Origin of the sequence: Streptomyces sp. NPDC032940 (assembly GCF_040636935.1) — a bacterium.
Lineage (GTDB): Bacteria > Actinomycetota > Actinomycetes > Streptomycetales > Streptomycetaceae > Streptomyces.
Window position 1 is genome coordinate 72,356 of the sequence record NZ_JBEZVJ010000024.1, and the last position, 18,058, is coordinate 90,413.

The window sequence follows — 18,058 nt, forward strand, 5'->3', positions numbered from 1 at the left end:
GCCCCTCCCAGCAGGCCCACCGCCGCCGGAACCGAGCCCGACCGGCGGCGAACGGATGGTGCGCGGGTGGGAGACCCCCGACGGCCCGCAGCCGCCGACGGCGGCGTACCCCCACAGGCGACGGTCACCTCTCGGCCGGCGGTGAACGGGTGGTGCGCGGGTGGGAGACCTCCCGCGTCACACCGAGACGCGTGAATCCACCGCGTCCCGAGGCGCAGGCACCGCCACCGCCTCCCCGTCCTCCTCGCACTGCATCACCCGCGGCAACCGCAACGCCATCACCGCCCCCAGCAACAACAACCCCGCACTCACCAGCAATGTCACATGCAGCCCGTGCACGAACGCATCACCCGCGGTCCGCCGCAGCGCAGCCCCCGCAGGCCCCCCGAGCTGCGCGGCAACCTCGTACGCCTCCCCCAGCGAATGCCCCGCCGCCACCGACGCCGACGCCGGCACCCTGGGCACCCCGCCCGTCACCCCGGGCGCGTACGCCGCGTTCATCACACTGCCCAGCAGCGCGATCCCGATCCCCGCGCCCAGCTGGTACGACGTCTCCCCGATCGCCGCCGCCCCACCGGACTGCTCCGGCGGCGCCTCGCTCAGCATCGACTCGTACGCCCCGAACAGCGTCGTCTCCAGCCCGAAGCCGAGCAGCACGAACCCGGACAGCAGCAGCGCGCAGTTGTCCGCCCGGCCCATCGCCGTCAGCAGCACCACCGCCACCGCCGTCAGACAGAACCCCGCGCACACCATGCGCCGCGGTCCGAACCGTCGCAGCAGACGCGCGCCCGCCAGCCCGGCCGCCATCGCCGCGAAGGTCAGCGGCAGCAGCCGCAGCCCGGTCTCCAGCGGCGACAGCCCGAGCACCAGCTGCAGATACTGCGCCGCGATCAGCTCGAGCCCGACCAACGCCAGCATGGCCAGCACGATGCAGCCCACCGACGTGCTGAACGCCGGCCGCCGGAACATCGCGAGATCCACCAGCGGATGCGTACGCCGTCGCTGCCGGCGCACGAAGCCCGCCAGCAGCGCCGCGCCCAGCACCAGCGGCAGCACGGTGAGCGGGCTCACCACCGGCTCCCCGCCGCCGAGCCGCTTCACCCCCAGGACGACCCCGAACAGGCCGGCCGCCGCCATCAGCGCGCCGACGACGTCCCAGGGGCCGGTGCCGTCGCCCTTGGACTCGGGCAGCAGCAGCCTTCCCACCGGCAGGCTGACCAGCATCAACGGGATGTTGACGAGGAACACCGAGCCCCACCAGAAGTGCTCGAGCAGGAAGCCGCCGAGCAGCGGCCCGACCGCCGCGCCCACCGCGGCCACGGCGCTCCAGACGCCGATGGCCAGTGCCCGCTCCCGCCGGTCGGGGAAGACCTGCCGCAGGATCGACAGCGTCGCCGGCATGATCATCGCCCCGCCGACGCCGAGCAGCGCACGGGCCGCGATCAGCACCTGGGCGCCCTCGGCGAGCGCCGCCAGCGCGGAGGCGACGCCGAAGAGCGCGTATCCGAGGAGCAGGATCCGTCTGCGGCCGACGCGGTCGCCCAGCGTGCCGAAGAGGATCAGCAGCGAGGCGCAGACGAGGGGGTAGACGTCGACGATCCAGAGCAGTTCGATCGCGCCGGGCCTCAGGTCCTCCGTGACGGCGGGGACCGCCACGTGCAGGACGGTGGCGTCGACGGCGACGAGCAGCAGGCTGACGCAGAGGACGACGAGGACCACCCAGCGGTTGGCGCCGGCCCCGGCAGCCCGGTGGCGCAGCGCGGCGGCAGCCGTGGTCGTCCCGGACATGCACGTACCTCCAAGATGTTCCCTCGCGCCCGGCGGCCAGCGCGGGGTGGGGACTCCCCGGCGGCTCGGCCGGAGAGGAGCGGGGTCTCCGGGCCGTGGGCGGAACGCGAGTGACTCGCCAGCGTACGCGAGTCACTCGCACACCCGCGTGGCCGGGCTCACACATCTCGCGTGAGGTGTGTGGTGTGCGCCACCGCGCCCACCGCGCCCCACCCGGCCATCGGGCGGGCCGTCACCCCGGGCGACGGCCGCGGCCGACCGCCCCGGCCGGCCGGCCCGCCGGGTGTCCGGCGGATAATCGGCCCGTGACCGATCTTGAAACACGCGTGGTGGCGGACCGCGCCGGAGCCCTGCGCCGGGCCGCCCCGGCGCTCCTCGGCTACGCGGCCGTCCGCGCCCTGGGCCTGCTCGGCCTGGCCCTGTGGAGCGCCGCGCGGGACAAGAGCGCGTACACGCTGCTGACCGCCCGCTGGGACTCCCTCTGGTACACCAGGGTCGCCGAGCTGGGGTACGGCTACGAGGTGCACCTGCCCAACGGCGACGTGCACTCCAATCTGGCCTTCTTCCCCCTCCTGCCCTGGCTGGAGCGGCTGGGCGCGGCCGTGAGCCCGCTGTCGTACGCCGACGCGGGCTTCGTGGTGAGCCTGCTCGCCTCGCTCGCGGCGGCCTGGGGGATCTTCGCGGTGACGGAGCACGTGTACGGCCGCAGGGCCGGGGTGTGCGCGGTGCTGCTGTGGGCCGTGCTGCCGGTGGGGATCGTGCAGTCGATGGCGTACAGCGAGTCACTGTTCACCGCGCTCGCCGCCTGGTCGCTGTACGCGGTGCTGACCGGGCGCTGGGTGACGGCGGGGGCGCTGGCCGCGCTGGCCGGTCTGACCCGGCCGGTCGGGCTCGCGGTGACGGCGGCGGTGTGGGCGGCGGCCGTCACGGCCCTCCGGCGCAGCCGGAGCGCCACCGCCGTGCTCGGCATGCTCCTCGCGCCCCTGGGCGCCGCCGGATACGTGCTGTGGGTGGGCCACCGCACCGGCAGGGGCCCGCTCGGCTACCTCGACGTCCAGGCCGGCTGGCGCAACGGTTTCGACGGTGGAGTGTCCTTCGCCCGGTTCGCCGGCGCGAAACTCACGTCGTTCCCGTCGGCCCTGGCGGGCGCCGGCCTGATCGCCGGGGTCGCCCTGCTGGTGTGGCTGTACGTCGTCTGTGTACGGCGGCGCCAGCCGCTCGCGCTGCTGGTGTACTCGGGGATCGTCATGGCGCTCGCCCTGTGCGCGTCGAGCTACTTCGGCTCGAAGCCCCGGCTGCTGCTGCCCGCCTTCCCCCTGCTGCTGCCGCCCGCCCTCGCCCTGGCCGGGCTGCGGACCTCCAGGTCGGCGCTGGTGGTCGCCGGGGTCGCCGTCGTCTCGGCCGGGTACGGCGCGTTCTGGCTGAACGGCTCCGGTCCGCCCTGACGGGACCCGTCCGTCCGATGAGCGGGGGAAGAATTCCGTACCAGCATTCGGTTAACGAATTAATAAGCACGATAAAACCCTCGACCGGGCCGATCAAAGGAATTGAGGCCCACTGCCGGACCGGATTACGGATTCCTCGGAAAAAGACCACTCCTGAGAGGAATCCCACATCACATCGTCATCACAAAGCCGTTGTTTCGTCGGGGATCACTCCTCACTCGCTGTAACGTCGATTGGGTGCGTACCGAACGGAACCTCACCCGTCTGGACCGGGTGTTCGCGAGACTCGACCGGGAGCCGGAACGACCGGCCCACCTAGATGTGCCGGTGATGAGCCGGCACCGCATTGCGCTGTTCTCCGGCACCCTCGCGTTCTATATCGCGATCGTGTGGGCCGTGCTGATCACCTCGTGGCTGGTCCGGCTCGACTGGCAGGTCATGTTCTTCCGGCCCTACCAGCAGTGGCCGGAGATCCACGCGTTCGTCGACTACTACGTGGTCCTGGGCCAGCGCGGCCCCACGGCGGTGATGGTCGCGGCGTGGCTCGGCTGGCGGTCCTGGCGTCAGCACACCCTGCGTCCGCTGCTCGCGCTCGGCACGTCGCTGCTGCTGCTGAACGTGACCGTCGGCGCCGCCAAGATCGGCATGGGCCGGCTGGGACCGCACTACGCGACCACGGTCGGCGCGAACGAGATGGGTCTCGGCGGCGATATATTTCCGAGCGGTCACACCGCGAACGCCGTCGTCACCTGGGGCATCCTGGCCTATCTGGCGTCGACGCCGAGGGCGCGGCGCTGGCTGTCGGCGCTGTCGGCGGTCACCTCCCTCGGGGTCGGGATGTCCACCGTCTACCTCGGTACGCACTGGCTCAGCGACGTGCTCCTCGGCTGGGCGGCGGGGCTGCTGATCCTGCTGGCGCTGCCGTGGTTCGAGCCGCTGATCAGCCGCACCGAGGCCTGGATCCTCGGCCTGCGGGACCGGTGGTCCGCCCGGCGCGGCCGTCCGCGGCAGGCCGGGGGGCCGGTCGCCACGCCCGTGGTGCTCGCGCACTCCGCCCCCGGCCGGGAGGGCGCTCCGGCGCGCGAGCCGGTCGCCACGCCCCGCACCGCCAGGGCGCCGGTGTATCTGGCCCCCGGCCCGCACACGGCCCGCTCGGACCGCACGCCGGTCACCCCGGCGGGCAGCCGCCGCCCGCCGCACTCCGACCGCCATCCGCGCAGCACGGCCCCGGCGGCACGGCCCCTGTCCGGCGGCTGACCGCTCCCCACGGGCCCGCGGGGGCGCCGGTACGCACAGCCCCTTCCCCGCAACGCCGACGGCCCCGGCCCCCCATCGAGGGGGGCCGGGGCCGTCGGCGTCGTGTCAGCCCTTCCAGGCGCGGGCCACTCGGCCGTCCTTCACCTCGAAGTTGAGGCGGCCCACGCGGTACTCCATGGTGATGACCGTGCCCGGTGCCAGCGACCGCACCGTCGACCAGCCGCGTTCGCGCGCGAGCCGTTCGGCCGCCCCGGATTCGAGGCCCACGTAGGTGTCCGGACTGTCCTGGGGTTCGGCGGGGGGTGTGGGAATCGGTGGCATGTCACCACGCTATGCCCTGCTCCACGGGCGGGGAAGCCCAGGCCCGTATCAGGGGGCCCGAAGACCCCTTCGGTCACATTTCTGTCACAGGATCACGGGGTGCGTTTTGACTGAACTCCTTCACCCGGATGGACGGTTCCGAACGACTTCCGCGAGCACGTCGCGACAATTACCGTGCGTCGCGCCGACCGCTCGAATAAACGCGCGGAAAAGGGTGCCCGAGCCACCCCAGGCATGCCGTTCGTTTTCCTTCGAACGGTCCGGAACGAACGTGCGTCGATCGGGTACCGACACAGGAAATACACGCTTCGCCCACATGCTTACCGCATCCGGCGGCAGGGCTTTTCCGTCACCCGGTTAATTCGCCGATTTCCGGATTTGTCGACCTACCGATCCAGCGACCTCCGACCCCTCCTCGCTCGTCAACTCCCTTGTGAAGCCCCGCACTTGACGGCCGCTGCCCGGCGCCGTGACCGTCTCGTCCCCGGCGCGGGACGGTTCGATTCCGTTCGGGATGGGGCGTGACTCCCGCCGCGGATCGCCCGTTGTCTTCAGCATGAGCCGGGGACCCACCCGGACCGCGGGCCGGGAGCCACCCGGCCCGGTCACGCACCGCATCCCGAGGGAGCCACCCGTGCCGCGCATGCTCGACGTCAGCGACGACGTACGCGCCGAGATCGGCGACGAAGAAGCCGACCGCCTGCTCGCCGGGGAGTCGGCCCCGGGCAGCTACGACTGCACGTCCTGCCGCACTCCGGGCGACTGCGAGCAGGAGCGCACCAGCACCGTTCTCTTCGTCGGGGACGAGACGGCCGTGCTCGCCTTCGCCCACGCGGGCTGCCTGCCCTCCCAGGTCGTCAAGGTCACCGAGGAGCAGCTCCAGGGGGCGGTGAAGTCCATCAGCGCCGACGCGGCCCGCCCGCAGCCGCAGCCGGCCGCGTCCGAGCAGGCCGTGCTGGGCGTGACCAGCGGCCTCGTACTGATCGCCGACGAGCTGCACCCGGCCCTGGTGGTGGAGCCGACCGCCCCCATCGTGCGGCCGGGCACCCACGGCACCGGTGACGACTTCCTGCCGCTCCTCATCGAGCAGGGCTTCATGCCGGTCGTCGAGCTGTCCACCGTCCCCACCGTGCTGCACGGCTGGTCGGTGCTGCTCGCCATGGGCCAGCTGCACGCGGTGCTCCAGCCCGGGGCGGACGGCGGCCGGCCGGTGGCCTGGTGGCAGGCGCACCAGCCCCTCCAGGTCACCGAGGGCTGGCGGACGGCGGCGGCCAAGCAGCAGCAGGTGCTGCTGTTCGCGGCGCCGGTCGGCACGATCGGCCGGCAGCCCCGGGAGGATCTGCTGCGCGAGGCACTGGACAAGGCGGCGGCCGGCGGACTGCTGGTCGCCGCCGCGTTGCCCCTGGCAGGGACCTGATCACCGGATGCGGCCGACCACCGTCGGGCCGCATCCCTTCGGGCCCGGGGTCGTTTGGACATACGTGCACGCATACGACTCCTCCCACCGCCACGGTGGCCCCTCGGCCACGCCGATCTACGACGCGCTCTACGCCGAGTACGTCCGGTCCTTCCGCTCGCTGCCGGGGGATCGCAGCGGCGAGGAGGAGCTGGAGTTCACCGGGTTCGGCAGCCTGTCCCGCGGCCGGGGCTACAGCGCCTACAGCCTGGGCGCCCAGAGCACCCGGTCCGGCCAGCCGTCGCCGTGGCAACGCGTCGGCCAGCTCGGCCCGCACGGCACCGGGACGATGCGCCACGTCCCGGCCGCGCTGCCGCCGGCCCCGCGCAGGGGCGCCTGAGCGCGGACGAACGGCGAGAAGGGGCTGTCCCGGCCGGGACCGCCCCTTCTCGCCGTCTCTCGCTACTTCTTCTTGGCGCCGCGCTTCTCGCGCACCCGCACCGAGATGTGGATCGGCGTCCCCTCGAAGCCGAACTCCTCGCGCAGCCGGCGCTCGATGAAGCGCCGGTAGCCCGCCTCGATGAAGCCGGAGGCGAAGAGCACGAACCGCGGGGGCTTGGTGCCCGCCTGCGTGCCGAACAGGATGCGCGGCTGCTTGCCGCCCCGCACCGGGTGCGGGTGGGCGGCGACCAGCTCGCCGAGGAAGGCGTTCAGCCGGCCCGTGGGGACGCGGGTCTCCCAGCCGGCGAGGGCGGTCTCGATCGCCGGGACCAGCTTCTCCATGTGCCGGCCGGTCTGCGCCGAGACGTTGACCCGCGGGGCCCACGCCACCTGGCCGAGCTCCGTCTCGATCTCCCGCTCCAGGTAGTAACGGCGCTCCTCGTCGAGGGTGTCCCACTTGTTGTAGGCGACGACGATCGCGCGGCCGGCCTCGACGGCCATGGTGACGATCCGCTGGTCCTGCACCGAGATGGACTCGGAGGCGTCGATGAGGACGACGGCTACCTCCGCCTTCTCGACGGCGGCGGCGGTGCGCAGCGAGGCGTAGTAGTCGGCGCCCTGCTGGAGGTGGACCCGCTTGCGGATGCCCGCGGTGTCGACGAACTTCCAGGTCTTGCCGCCGAGCTCGATCATCTCGTCGACCGGGTCGCGGGTGGTGCCGGCGAGCTCGTTGACGACGACGCGCTCCTCGCCCGCCACCTTGTTCAGCAGGGAGGACTTGCCGACGTTGGGGCGGCCGATGAGGGCCACGCGGCGCGGGCCGCCGACCGCCGTGCCGAAGGTCTGCGCCGGGGCCTCGGGCAGGGCCTCCAGGACCTTGTCGAGCATGTCGCCGGTGCCGCGCCCGTGCAGCGCGGAGACGGGGTGGGGCTCGCCGAGGCCCAGCGACCACAGGTAGGACGCGTCGGCCTCGCCGCTCGGGCCGTCGACCTTGTTGGCGCACAGCACGACGGGCTTGCCGGCCTTGCGCAGCAGCCGTACGACGGCCTCGTCGGTGTCGGTGGCGCCGACCTTGGCGTCCACGACGAAGACGACCGCGTCGGCGGCCTCGATGGCGTACTCGGCCTGGGCGGCGACGGAGGCGTCGATGCCGAGGACGTCCTGTTCCCAGCCGCCGGTGTCGACGACCTTGAAGCGGCGGCCCGCCCACTCGGCCTCGTAGGTGACGCGGTCGCGGGTGACGCCGGGCTTGTCCTCGACGACGGCCTCGCGGCGGCCGATGATGCGGTTCACCAGGGTCGACTTGCCGACATTGGGGCGGCCGACGACGGCGAGGACGGGCAGCGGGCCGTGCCCGGCCTCCTCGATGGCGCCCTCGACCTCCTCCAGGTCGAAGCCCTCTTCCGCGGCGAGCTCCATGAACTGCGCGTATTCGGCGTCGCCAAGCGCCCCGTGGTCGTGCACCTCGCCCGAACCCTCGGAGTGGATGTCGTCGTTCATGAAGTCCGTACCTCGTTCATCGTGGTGATCGGTGGAACACCCCTGTACCGGGTGATCCACTACTCAAGTGTCGCCTAACGGCCGGTGAGCCGCCTGGCGTTTTCCAGGTGCGCGGTGAGCTGCTTCTGGATGCGTTCGGTCGCCTCGTCGAGCGCCTTGCGGGTGCGCCGTCCACTGCCGTCACCGGCGTCGAATGGGTCGCCGAAGACGACGTCGACGCGGGAACGCAGGGGTGGCAGCGCCTTTATCAACCGCCCGGGCCGTTCGGAACTTCCCAGGACGGCGACCGGGACGATCGGAGCGCCGCCGCGCACGGCGAAGTAGGCGAGGCCGGCGCGCAGCGAGGCGAAGTCGCCCTCGCCGCGGGTGCCCTCGGGGAATATGCCGAGCACGCCGCCGCTCTCCAGCACGCCGAGCGCCCGGGCGATGGCGGTGCGGTCGGTGGAGGCGCGGTCCACCTGGACCTGGCCGATGCCGGTCAGGAACTGGCCGAGCGGTCCGACGAACGCCTCCTTCTTGATCAGGAAGTGCGTCGGCCGGGGCGCCACGCCCATGACCATCGGGCCGTCGATGTTGTGCGCGTGGTTGACGGCGAAGATCAGCGGGCCGGTCGTGGGCACCCGCCAGGCACCGAGCACGCGCGGCTTCCACAGGCCGTACATCAGGCCGACGCCGATGCGCCGCCCGACCTCGGCGCCCTTCTCGGAGGGGACGGAGGGTGAGGTCACTTACCCGCCCGCTTCTCCTCGACGAGGGTGACGACGCACTCGATGACCTGCGGGAGGGTGAGGTCGGTGGTGTCCACCTCGACCGCGTCGTCCGCCTTGGCGAGCGGCGAGGTCTTGCGGCTGGAGTCGGCCGCGTCCCGCTTGATCAGGGCCTCGCGGGTGGCCTGCACGTCGGCGCCCTTGAGCTCGCCGCTGCGGCGGGCCGCGCGGGCCTCCGGGGAGGCGGTCAGGAAGATCTTGAGGTCGGCGTCGGGCAGCACGGTCGTGCCGATGTCACGGCCCTCGACGACGATGCCCCGCTCGGCGCCGGCGGCGATGGTGCGCTGCAGTTCGGTGATCCGGGTCCGCACCTCGGGGACGGCGCTGACCGCGCTGACCTTGGAGGTGACCTCCTGGGTGCGGATCGGGCCGGCCACGTCCACGCCGTCGACCACGATGGTCGGGGCGGACGGGTCGGTGCCGGAGACGATCTCGGGCTTGCCGGCCGCGGCCGCGACGGCGTGCGGGTCGGCTATGTCGATGCCGTTGGTCACCATCCACCACGTGATCGCCCGGTACTGGGCGCCGGTGTCCAGGTAGCTCAGGCCGAGCTGCGCGGCGACGGCCTTCGACGTGCTCGACTTGCCCGTGCCGGAGGGGCCGTCGATGGCGACAATCACGGCCGGGGCGGTCGGGGCGGCGCCGTTTTCCACGAGGGGACACCTTCCTGGTGCGGTGCGGTGAGTGGTGTGCGGGACGCGAGCGCGTCCCGCACAAGGTTACTGGGTCCGCGGGACCCCTCCGACAGGCGCATGACCCGGTGCGGACCCGGGCCTCACTGCCGGATCGCCCAGCCCCGTTCCTTCAGGGCCGCCGTCAGCACGGCGGCGGCCTTCGGCTCCACCATCAGCTGCACCAGGCCGGCCTGCTGCCCGGTGGCGTGCTCGATGCGGACGTCCTCGATGTTGACGCCGGCCCGGCCCGCGTCGGCGAAGATGCGGGCGAGCTGTCCGGGCTGGTCGTCGATGAGGACGACCACGGTCTCGTAGACGCGCGGCGCGGAGCCGTGCTTGCCGGGGACCCGGACCTGGCCGGCGTTGCCTCGCCGCAGGACGGCCTCGATGCCCGCGCCGCCCTCGCGGCGCTTGTCGTCGTCGGAGGACTGGAGGGAGCGCAGGGCCCGCACCGTCTCCTCCAGGTCGGCGGCGACGTCGCCGAGCAGGTCGGCGACCGGACCCGGGTTCGCGGAGAGGATGTCGATCCACATCCGGGGGTCGGAGGCGGCGATGCGGGTCACGTCGCGGATGCCCTGCCCGCACAGCCGTACGGCGGCCTCCTCGGCGTGCTCCAGGCGGGCGGCGACCAGGCTGGAGACCAGGTGGGGCATGTGGGAGACGAGGGCCACGGCGCGGTCGTGGGCGTCGGCGTCCATCACGACCGGCACGGCCCGGCAGTGCGAGACCAGTTCGAGCGCGAGGTTGAGCACCTCGGTGTCGGTGTCCCGGGTCGGGGTCAGCACCCAGGGACGGCCCTCGAAGAGGTCGCCGGTGGCGGCCAGCGGGCCGGACTTCTCGCGGCCGGACATGGGGTGGGTGCCGATGTACGCGGAGAGGTCGAGCCCGCGCGCCTCCAGTTCGCGCCGGGGGCCGCCCTTGACGCTGGCCACGTCGACGTAGCCGCGGGCGAGCCCGCGCTCCATGGCGTCGGCGAGCACGTCGGCGACCAGGGCGGGCGGGGCGGCGACGATCGCGAGGTCGACGGGTCCTCCGGGCGCCTCGTCGGTGCCGGCGCCGAGGGCGGCGGCGGTGCGGGCCTGCTCGGGGTCGTGGTCGGCGAGGTGCACGGTGACGCCCCGCGCGGCGAGGGCGAGGGCGGCTGAGGTGCCGATGAGGCCGGTGCCGATGACGAGTGCGGTTCTCACTGGGCGATGTCCTTGCGCAGGGCCGCGGCGGCGCCGAGGTAGACGTGGGAGATCTCGGCGCGGGGCCGGTCGGACTCGATGTGGGCGAGGATCCGGACGACGCGGGGCATGGCGCCCTCGACGTCCAGTTCCTGGGCGCAGATCAGCGGGACGTCGGTGATGCCGAGCTTGCGGGCGGCGGCTGCCGGGAAGTCGCTGTGCAGGTCGGGCGTGGCCGTGAACCAGATGCTGATCAGGTCGTCCCCGGTCAGCCCGTTGCGTTCCAGGACGGCGGTCAGCAGGGCCGCGACCTGCTCGTCCATGTGACCGGCTTCGTCCCGTTCCAGTTGGACGGCGCCCCGGACCGCTCGTACCGCCACGGCGATGCTCCTTGCTGACGTGCGTTACTGCTCTTGGTCCGTCCAGCGTAGTCAGCCCGCGCCGGGCGGGTGCCCGGCGCCCGCCTCCTGAGACGCTGGTTCCGGCCCTGCCCCGCCCCCCTCACCCCGGAGCGACGCCATGACACACCATCCCACCCGCCGTACGGTCCTCGTCTGCACGGGCGCGGTGACGCTCGCCGTGAGCTGCGGCGGCGGGGGCGGTGACGGGGGCTCGTCGGCCGCCTCGCCGGGGCGGGAGCTGGCGGCGACGGGCGACATCCCGGTCGGCGGCGGCAAGGTCTTCGACGCCGAGAAGGTCGTCGTGACCCAGCCGGAGCAGGGGGACTTCAAGGCCTTCTCCGCGGTCTGCACCCACCAGGGCTGCATCGTGGCGGACGTGCGCGACGGCACCATCCTCTGCGCCTGCCACGGCAGCAGGTTCGCCATCTCCGACGGCGCGGTGGAACAGGGCCCGGCGACGAAGCCGCTGCCGGAGAAGCGGATCACGGTGGAGGGAAATTCGGTCCGCCTGGCGTGAGGGGCCGACGTACGCTCCCGGGCATGAACCCCGAGACCCTGGTACGCGACCACACGATCTACGCCTGTGTCATGGGTTCGCGCGCCTTCGGTCTGGCGACGGAGGACAGCGACACCGATCGCCGGGGCGTGTTCCTCGCCCCCACCCCGCTGTTCTGGCGCTTCGAGAAGCCGCCGACCCACGTCGAGGGGCCGGCCGAGGAGCAGTTCAGCTGGGAGCTGGAGCGCTTCTGCGAACTGGCACTGCGGGCGAACCCGAACATCCTGGAGTGCCTGCACTCCCCGCTGGTGGACTTCGTGGACGACACCGGCCTCGAACTCCTCTCCCTCCGCGGGGCGTTCCTCTCCCGCCGGGCCCACGGGACGTTCACCCGCTACGCCCACGGTCAGCGCCGCAAGCTGGACGCCGACGTGCGCACGCACGGCGCCCCGCGCTGGAAGCACGCGATGCACCTGCTGCGGCTGCTGACGTCCGCCCGCGACCTGCTGCGCACGGGCACGCTCACCGTCGACGTCGGCGACCGGCGCGAGGCGCTGCTCGCCGTGAAGCGCGGCGAGGTGCCCTGGCCGGAGGTGGACGCCCGGATGGCCCGCCTGGTGGAGGAGAGCGAGCGGGCCGTCCGCCACAGCCCGCTGCCCGACGAACCGGACCGGCACCGCGTGGAGGACTTCCTCGTCCGCGTGCGCCGCGCCTCAGCGCTCCAGGCGGGTCCGTACGACGAAGTCGTGCAGCGCGTCGTACGCGACCGGGGCGCCGGGCAGCGCTGACGCGGCCTGCGCCTCGTCCAGAACGGTGTGCAGCCGCTCCACGTCGTCCCGCACGCGCGCGTGGTCGACGGCGGCGTCGCCGTGCTCGCGCTCGGCCTTGGCGGCGATCAGCTCGGGCAGGTAGGCCGGAGCGGCGCCGACCTCCCCGACGAGCGTGGGCAGATGGGGCTGCACCTCGCCGGCGCGCATCAGGTGGATGCCGGTGAGCAGGACCCGGAAGGTGTACAGCAGCGGCTTGAGCTCACCGCTCTTGTCGAACAGCCGCCACTGGGTCTGCGCGAAACCCCGGTAGTGGTGGGCGTGGTGGCTGGTGAGCACGCCCGGCGCGAGCCCGGCCAGCTCCCGGTGGGCGTCGGTGGTGTGCACGACCAGCGGCGACAGCAGCTGCTCCAGCACATAGCCGTTGCGCCGGAGCATCAGCCGGACGAACTTGCGCAGGTCGTGCGTGACCAGGTCCATCTCGACGCCGTCGCGGTCCCACATCCGGGACCGGGTCTCCTCCGGCTCGCGCAGGCCGACCAGGTCGGCGGCGGGCAGCAGGTGGACGCCGCGCAGGTCGACGTCCGAGTCGCGGGAGGGGAAGCCGTACAGGTGGGCGCCGGAGACGGTGGCGAACAGGACCGGGAAGGGCTGCTCGGCCACCACCGGGGCCAGGTCGATGTCCAGGGCGTCGATCATGCGCTCAAGCGTCCCAGAGTGCCCCGAGGGCCAGCAGGTCGCTCCGGTACTCGATGCGGTCCGCCCAGTCGGCCGGCCAGGCGTCGGCCCCCAGGTGCGCGCCCGCGAAGGCGCCCGCGAGGCAGGCGATGGAGTCGGAGTCGCCGGAGGTGCAGGCGCCGCGGCGCAGGGCCGTGAGCGGCTCGTCGACGAAGAGCAGGAAGCAGAGCAGGCCGGCCGCCATGGCCTCCTCGGCGATCCAGCCCTCGCCCACCGCGAGGCACGGGTCGGTCTCCGGGGAAACGGTGCGCACCGCGTGCTGGAGCCGGTCGAGTATCGCCAGGCACTCGTCCCAGCCGCGGGCGATGAAGTGCTCCGGCGAGGGGTCCTGCGAACGGGTCCACAGGTCGCCGAGCCAGCGCTCGTGATAGCGGGTGCGGTTGTCGTAGGCGTAGGAGCGCAGCAGGCCGACGAGTCCGGTCGGTTCCGCGCCCTCGGCGAGCAGCCGGACGGCGTGCGCGGTGAGGTCGGAGGCGGCGAGCGCGGTCGGGTGGCCGTGGGTGAGCGCGGACTGCAACTGGGCGGCGCCGGCACGCTGTTCGTCGCTCAGGCCGGGGACGAGTCCGACGGGGGCGACGCGCATGTTGGCGCCGCAGCCCTTGGAGTGGATCTGACTGGCGTCCTGCCAGGGGCGGTCGGGCCGCTCCAGGAGGCCGCAGGCGGTGAGGCAGGTGTTGCCGGGGGCGCGGTTGTTCTCCGGAGAGCGGTTCCAGGCTGTGAACTCGTGCCGAACGGGCTCCACCATCCCTTCCGGGGTCAGGGCCCCGCGGTCCGTCGCCGTCCGCAGCCCCTTCCCCAGGGCCAGCGTCATCTGGGTGTCGTCGGTGACGACGGCCGGCCGGGGCAGTTCCATCCCCCGCCACGGGCCGCACTTGGCGAGGATCGACGGGACGTCGCTGAACTCGGTCGGGAATCCCAGCGCGTCGCCGAGGGCGAGTCCGGTGAGCGCCCCGGTGGCGGCGCGCTTGGTGACGGTGGTCGTGGTCATGCGGGGCGTCCTTCCCGAGGGGTGCGGAGCAGGGGCGGGTGCAGGGCGGTGGCCGGGCCGGCGCGGTAGAGGGCGGCGGGCTTGCCGCGGCCGCCGGTGAGGCGGGCGCCGCCGGGGACGGCTTCGACGAAGCCCGGCGTGGCGAGGACCTTGCGGCGGAAGTTGGGCCGGTCCAGGGTGGTGCCCCACACCGTCTCGTAGACCTGCTGCAGCTCGCCGAGCGTGAACTCGGCCGGGCAGAAGGCGGTGGCCAGGCAGGTGTACTCCAGCTTGGCGCCGACCCGCTCGCGGGCGTCGGCCAGGATCCGGTCGTGGTCGAAGGCGAGGCCCTGCGCCTTCTCGTACGGGAGCCAGCGGGCCTCGGCCGCGTCGGTGCCCGCGTGCGGTTCGGGAGGGTCGGGCAGCAGCGCCGTGAACGCGACGGACACGACCCGCATCCTCGGGTCCCGGCCGGGCTCGCTGTAGGTCCGCAGCTGCTCCAGGTGCAGCCCGGTCACCTCCGCCAGACCGGTCTCCTCGGCCAGCTCGCGCCGGGCGGCCGTCTCGGCCGACTCGTCCGGCAGCAGGAAGCCGCCGGGCAGGGCCCAGCGGCCGGCGTACGGCTCCTGTCCCCGCTCGACCAGCAGCACGTGCAGCGCGCCCGCGCGGAGCGTGAGGACGGCGAGGTCGACGGTGACGGCGAAGGGCTCGTAGGCGTGCTTGTCGTAGCCGAGCACGGACGGCCACCCCCTTAATAGTCACTCAGACTATAAAAGGGGGTGGCCGCCCGTCACAACCCTGCGGGCCTTCCGGCTCCTAGAGGTCGACCTCCTGCATCAGCATCCCGACCTCCGTGTTGGACAGCCGGCGCAGCCAGCCCGACTTCTGGTCGCCCAGCGTGATCGGGCCGAAGGCGGTGCGCACGAGCTTGTCCACGGGGAAGCCGGCCTCCGCCAGCATCCGGCGGACGATGTGCTTGCGGCCCTCGTGGAGGGTGACCTCGACCAGGTAGTTCTTGCCGGTCTGCTCCACGACCCGGAAGTGGTCCGCGCGCGCGTACCCGTCCTCCAGCTGGATGCCGTCCTTCAGCCGCTTGCCGAGGTCGCGCGGGATCGGGCCCACGATGTGCGCGAGGTAGGTCTTCTTCACGCCGTACTTCGGGTGGGTCAGGCGGTGCGCCAGCTCACCGTGGTTGGTGAGCAGGATGACGCCCTCGGTCTCGGTGTCGAGCCGGCCGACGTGGAAGAGACGGGTCTCGCGGTTGGTGACGTAGTCACCGAGGCACTGCCGGCCCTCCGGGTCCTCCATGGTGGAGACGACACCGGCGGGCTTGTTCAGCGAGAAGAACTGGTACGACTGCGTCGCGACGGTCAGGCCGTCGACCTTGACCTCGTCCTTCTCCGGGTCGACCCGCTTGCCCTGCTCCAGCACGATCTCGCCGTTGACCTCGACGCGCGCCTGCTCGATCAGCTCCTCGCAGGACCGACGGGAGCCGTAGCCCGCGCGTGCGAGGACCTTCTGCAGCCGCTCGCCCTCCTGCTCGGCGCCCGGGAAGGTCTTGGGCAGCTTGACGTCCTTCTTGCCCGCGTACCGCTCGCGGTTGCGCTCCTCGGCGCGGGTCTCGTACTCGCGGGACGTGGCCGGGGCGCTGCGGCCCCGCTGCTGGGGCCGCTTCGGGCCGCCCTTGGCGCCACCGCGGGCCGATGGGCCGCGGCCCGACTTCGGACCGTCCTGGGTGGCACCGGGGCCCACGTCGTAGCGCCGCTCCTCCGGGCGGGGCTTCTTCGGACGGCCGCCCTGCCTGTCGTCGCGGTTGTTGCCGGCGCCGCGGTAGTTGCCGCGACCCCCGCTGCTCCCGCCGCGGCCGCCGCTGTTGCCACCACGGCTCCCGCCGTTGTTTCCGCTGCTGTTCCTGCCGCTGCTGCTTCGCATCAAAGTTCCGTCTTGTCGTCTGCGTCCTCGGAATCCGGGGCGTCCGGATCGAACGACGGGACCCCTTCCAGCGTCTCGGCCTCGATCGCCGCCGCCTCCGGGAGGAAGGGCGCGAGCTCCGGGAGCTCGTCCAGGCCGCGCAGGCCCATCCGCTCCAGGAAGTAGTTCGTCGTCACGTACAGGATCGCACCTGTTTCGGGTTCCGTGCCCGCCTCCTCCACCAGACCCCGCTGGAGGAGGGTGCGCATCACGCCGTCGCAGTTCACGCCGCGCACCGCGGAGACGCGGCTGCGGCTGACCGGCTGGCGGTAGGCGACGACGGCCAGGGTCTCGAGGGCGGCCTGGGTGAGGCGGGCGTGCTGGCCGTCCAGGACGAAGCCCTCGACGGCGGCGGCGTACTCGGGGCGGGTGTAGAAGCGCCAGCCGCCCGCGACGAGCCTGAGCTCGAAGCCTCGGCCCTGGACGGTGTACTCGTCGGCCAGCTCGCGCAGGGCGTCCGCGATCTGCCGCCGGGGCCGCTGGAGGACCTTCGCGAGGTGCTCCTCGGTCGCGGGTTCGTCGACGACCATGAGGACGGCCTCGAGGGCCGGTCTCAGGTCGAGGCCGGCGACGGTCTCCGTGCTGTGCTCACTCACGCCTGCTGCTCCTCCTCGGCCTTGTCCGGCCCCCGGTCGAACTCGTCGGTCACCACCGGCTCGGCGTCCCCGTCCCCGCCGGTCCAGCGCACCAGCAGGTCGCCGAGCGCGGTCTCCTGGTCCAGGGCGACGGCCTTCTCGCGGTACAGCTCCAGCAGGGCGAGGAAGCGGGCGACGACGGTGAGGGTGTCCTCGGTGTCCTCCACCAGCACCCGGAAACTGGCCTCGCCCAGCTCCCTCAGCCGCGCCACCACGATCCCGGCCTGCTCCTGCACGCTGACCAGGGGCGCGTGGATGTGCTCGACGTAGACCTGCGGCTTGGGCTTGGGCTGCATCGCCTTCACGGCGAGCTTGGCGAACCCCTCGGGGCCGATGCTGATGACGACCTCGGGCAGCAGCTCGGCGTGGTGGGGTTCGAGGCCGACGGTACGGGGGTAGCGGCGGGCTTCCGCATCCAGCCGCTCGTTGAAGATCTCGGCGATCTGCTTGTACGCGCGGTACTGGAGCAGCCGCGCGAAGAGCAGGTCGCGGGCCTCCAGCAGGGCGAGGTCGGCCTCGTCCTCCACCTCTGCGGCAGGCAGCAGCCGGGCCGCCTTCAGGTCGAGCAGGGTGGCGGCGACGACGAGGAACTCGGTCGTCTCGTCGAGGTCCCAGTCCGCTCCCCGCGCCCGGATGTGGGCCATGAACTCGTCGGTCACCTTGGACAGCGCGACCTCGGTGACGTCCATCTTGTGCCGGGAGATCAGCTGGAGGAGCAGGTCGAAGGGCCCCTCGAAGTTGGCGAGCCGCACCTTGAAGACACCGTCACCGGCGTCCTCGGACACGTCGCCCGGCGGCGGGTCCTCCGTAGCGGGGGCCGCAGGCCCGGCCTCGGACGGCTCGCGCGGGCCCGTACGGGATCCCGAGCCCCCCTGCGCGGCCACCGCGCGGCCTGCGGGCCCTGTGCCGGACTCCGCTCCGGGCTCACCGCGCCCCGCGTCGGGCTCTGCCGTACCGTGCGCGTCCAGGGCCGGCCCCGCTTCGGGCCGCGCCTCCGCGGGCTCCGTGCCGGGCAGCGCCTCCACGAACTCCGTGCCGGGCAGCGCCTCCACGAGCTCCGTGCCGGGCAGCGCCTCCACGAGCTCCGTGCCGGGCAGCGCCTCCACGAGCTCCGTGCCGGGCAGCGCCTCCACGAGCTCCGTGCCGGGCGTCGGCTCCCCGGACTCGGTTCCGGCGGAAGCCGACGCCTCCGTCCCGGCTGGGGCGGGCGGCTCGGTGACCGGCGTCGGCCGCTCGGCCGGCGGAGCCCCCGGCCCCCTCCCCAGGGCGCGCCGACGGCCGGCGGGGGCGCCGGGGCGGGGAGCGTCGTTCGAGGTCATCGCCCCCGC

At 73.1% G+C, this 18,058-nt stretch carries 19 protein-coding genes; 6 read left to right on the plus strand and 13 right to left on the minus strand.

The genetic code is table 11. The features are described from left to right. Positions 1-177 precede the first annotated feature (177 nt). Positions 178-1,788: an MFS transporter gene (locus tag AB0E77_RS25370; RefSeq protein WP_361574303.1), complete on the minus strand. Its 1,611-nt coding sequence runs from the start codon at positions 1,786-1,788 to the stop codon at positions 178-180. A 305-nt stretch (positions 1,789-2,093) separates the two neighbouring features. Here AB0E77_RS25370 and AB0E77_RS25375 point away from each other — a divergent pair, with 305 nt between their 5' ends. Next, complete coding sequence (locus AB0E77_RS25375; protein ID WP_361574305.1) at positions 2,094-3,233, plus strand: mannosyltransferase family protein; 1,140 nt, start codon at positions 2,094-2,096, stop codon at positions 3,231-3,233. Positions 3,234-3,470: 237 nt separating this feature from the next. Next, complete coding sequence (locus AB0E77_RS25380; protein WP_361574307.1) at positions 3,471-4,490, plus strand: phosphatase PAP2 family protein; 1,020 nt, start codon at positions 3,471-3,473, stop codon at positions 4,488-4,490. A gap of 105 nt (positions 4,491-4,595) precedes the next feature. Here AB0E77_RS25380 and AB0E77_RS25385 read toward each other — a convergent pair whose 3' ends face one another. Next, on the minus strand, positions 4,596-4,811 hold the full coding sequence (locus tag AB0E77_RS25385; protein ID WP_361574309.1) for an I78 family peptidase inhibitor: 216 nt from the start codon (positions 4,809-4,811) through the stop codon (positions 4,596-4,598). A 634-nt stretch (positions 4,812-5,445) separates the two neighbouring features. Between AB0E77_RS25385 and AB0E77_RS25390 the strand changes: the two genes are divergently transcribed. Together AB0E77_RS25390 and AB0E77_RS25395 are read left to right on the plus strand one after the other, a co-directional pair. Further along, a complete protein-coding gene (locus AB0E77_RS25390) occupies positions 5,446-6,228 on the plus strand; it encodes a hypothetical protein (protein WP_361574311.1) in 783 nt (260 codons plus the stop codon). A 64-nt stretch (positions 6,229-6,292) separates the two neighbouring features. After that, positions 6,293-6,607, plus strand: a complete 315-nt coding sequence (locus AB0E77_RS25395) for a hypothetical protein (RefSeq protein ID WP_361574313.1) — start codon at positions 6,293-6,295, stop codon at positions 6,605-6,607. Positions 6,608-6,669: 62 nt separating this feature from the next. On the opposite strand, the gene der is transcribed toward AB0E77_RS25395, so the two are convergent. The 5 genes from der to aroH form a co-directional block, all read right to left on the minus strand. Next, on the minus strand, positions 6,670-8,148 hold the full coding sequence (der, locus tag AB0E77_RS25400; RefSeq protein ID WP_361574315.1) for a ribosome biogenesis GTPase Der: 1,479 nt from the start codon (positions 8,146-8,148) through the stop codon (positions 6,670-6,672). 74 nt (positions 8,149-8,222) lie between these two features. Next, a complete protein-coding gene (locus tag AB0E77_RS25405) occupies positions 8,223-8,810 on the minus strand; it encodes a lysophospholipid acyltransferase family protein (protein ID WP_361574373.1) in 588 nt (195 codons plus the stop codon). A 62-nt stretch (positions 8,811-8,872) separates the two neighbouring features. Next, on the minus strand, positions 8,873-9,568 hold the full coding sequence (gene cmk / locus AB0E77_RS25410) for a (d)CMP kinase (protein WP_361574317.1): 696 nt from the start codon (positions 9,566-9,568) through the stop codon (positions 8,873-8,875). A 122-nt stretch (positions 9,569-9,690) separates the two neighbouring features. After that, positions 9,691-10,776, minus strand: coding sequence for a prephenate dehydrogenase (locus tag AB0E77_RS25415; protein WP_361574319.1), 1,086 nt, complete (start codon positions 10,774-10,776; stop codon positions 9,691-9,693). Next, positions 10,773-11,135 carry a chorismate mutase gene (aroH, locus tag AB0E77_RS25420; protein WP_361574321.1) on the minus strand — a complete coding sequence of 121 codons (363 nt, stop codon included), beginning with the start codon at positions 11,133-11,135 and terminating at the stop codon, positions 10,773-10,775. The genes AB0E77_RS25415 and aroH overlap by 4 nt, the downstream gene beginning before the upstream one ends. Before the next feature lie 139 nt (positions 11,136-11,274). On the opposite strand from aroH, the gene AB0E77_RS25425 reads away from it, so the two are divergent. Continuing rightward, positions 11,275-11,673 (plus strand): Rieske (2Fe-2S) protein, encoded by a 399-nt coding sequence (locus AB0E77_RS25425; protein ID WP_361574323.1) that lies wholly within the window; start codon positions 11,275-11,277, stop codon positions 11,671-11,673. A gap of 23 nt (positions 11,674-11,696) precedes the next feature. Beyond that, entirely contained in the window at positions 11,697-12,440 is a 744-nt protein-coding gene (locus AB0E77_RS25430) for a nucleotidyltransferase domain-containing protein (RefSeq protein WP_361574325.1), read from the plus strand. Here the strand turns inward: AB0E77_RS25430 and AB0E77_RS25435 are convergent. The 6 genes from AB0E77_RS25435 to AB0E77_RS25460 form a co-directional block, all read right to left on the minus strand. Beyond that, positions 12,366-13,118: a nucleotidyltransferase domain-containing protein gene (locus AB0E77_RS25435; protein WP_361574327.1), complete on the minus strand. Its 753-nt coding sequence runs from the start codon at positions 13,116-13,118 to the stop codon at positions 12,366-12,368. The two genes, AB0E77_RS25430 and AB0E77_RS25435, sit on opposite strands and share 75 nt — an antisense overlap. 4 nt (positions 13,119-13,122) lie before the next feature. Then, positions 13,123-14,145: an ADP-ribosylglycohydrolase family protein gene (locus tag AB0E77_RS25440; RefSeq protein ID WP_361574329.1), complete on the minus strand. Its 1,023-nt coding sequence runs from the start codon at positions 14,143-14,145 to the stop codon at positions 13,123-13,125. Then, positions 14,142-14,861: an NUDIX domain-containing protein gene (locus tag AB0E77_RS25445; protein WP_361574331.1), complete on the minus strand. Its 720-nt coding sequence runs from the start codon at positions 14,859-14,861 to the stop codon at positions 14,142-14,144. Before AB0E77_RS25445 ends, AB0E77_RS25440 begins: the two co-directional genes overlap by 4 nt. Before the next feature lie 79 nt (positions 14,862-14,940). Continuing rightward, positions 14,941-16,056, minus strand: a complete 1,116-nt coding sequence (locus AB0E77_RS25450; RefSeq protein ID WP_361574333.1) for a pseudouridine synthase — start codon at positions 16,054-16,056, stop codon at positions 14,941-14,943. Continuing rightward, on the minus strand, positions 16,056-16,625 hold the full coding sequence (gene scpB, locus AB0E77_RS25455; protein WP_229869722.1) for an SMC-Scp complex subunit ScpB: 570 nt from the start codon (positions 16,623-16,625) through the stop codon (positions 16,056-16,058). Before scpB ends, AB0E77_RS25450 begins: the two co-directional genes overlap by 1 nt. Positions 16,626-16,687: 62 nt before the next feature. Beyond that, the gene (locus AB0E77_RS25460) at positions 16,688-18,049 is read right to left on the minus strand and encodes a segregation/condensation protein A (protein WP_361574335.1); all 1,362 of its coding nucleotides are present in this window, start codon (positions 18,047-18,049) and stop codon (positions 16,688-16,690) included. Positions 18,050-18,058: the final 9 nt, after the last annotated feature.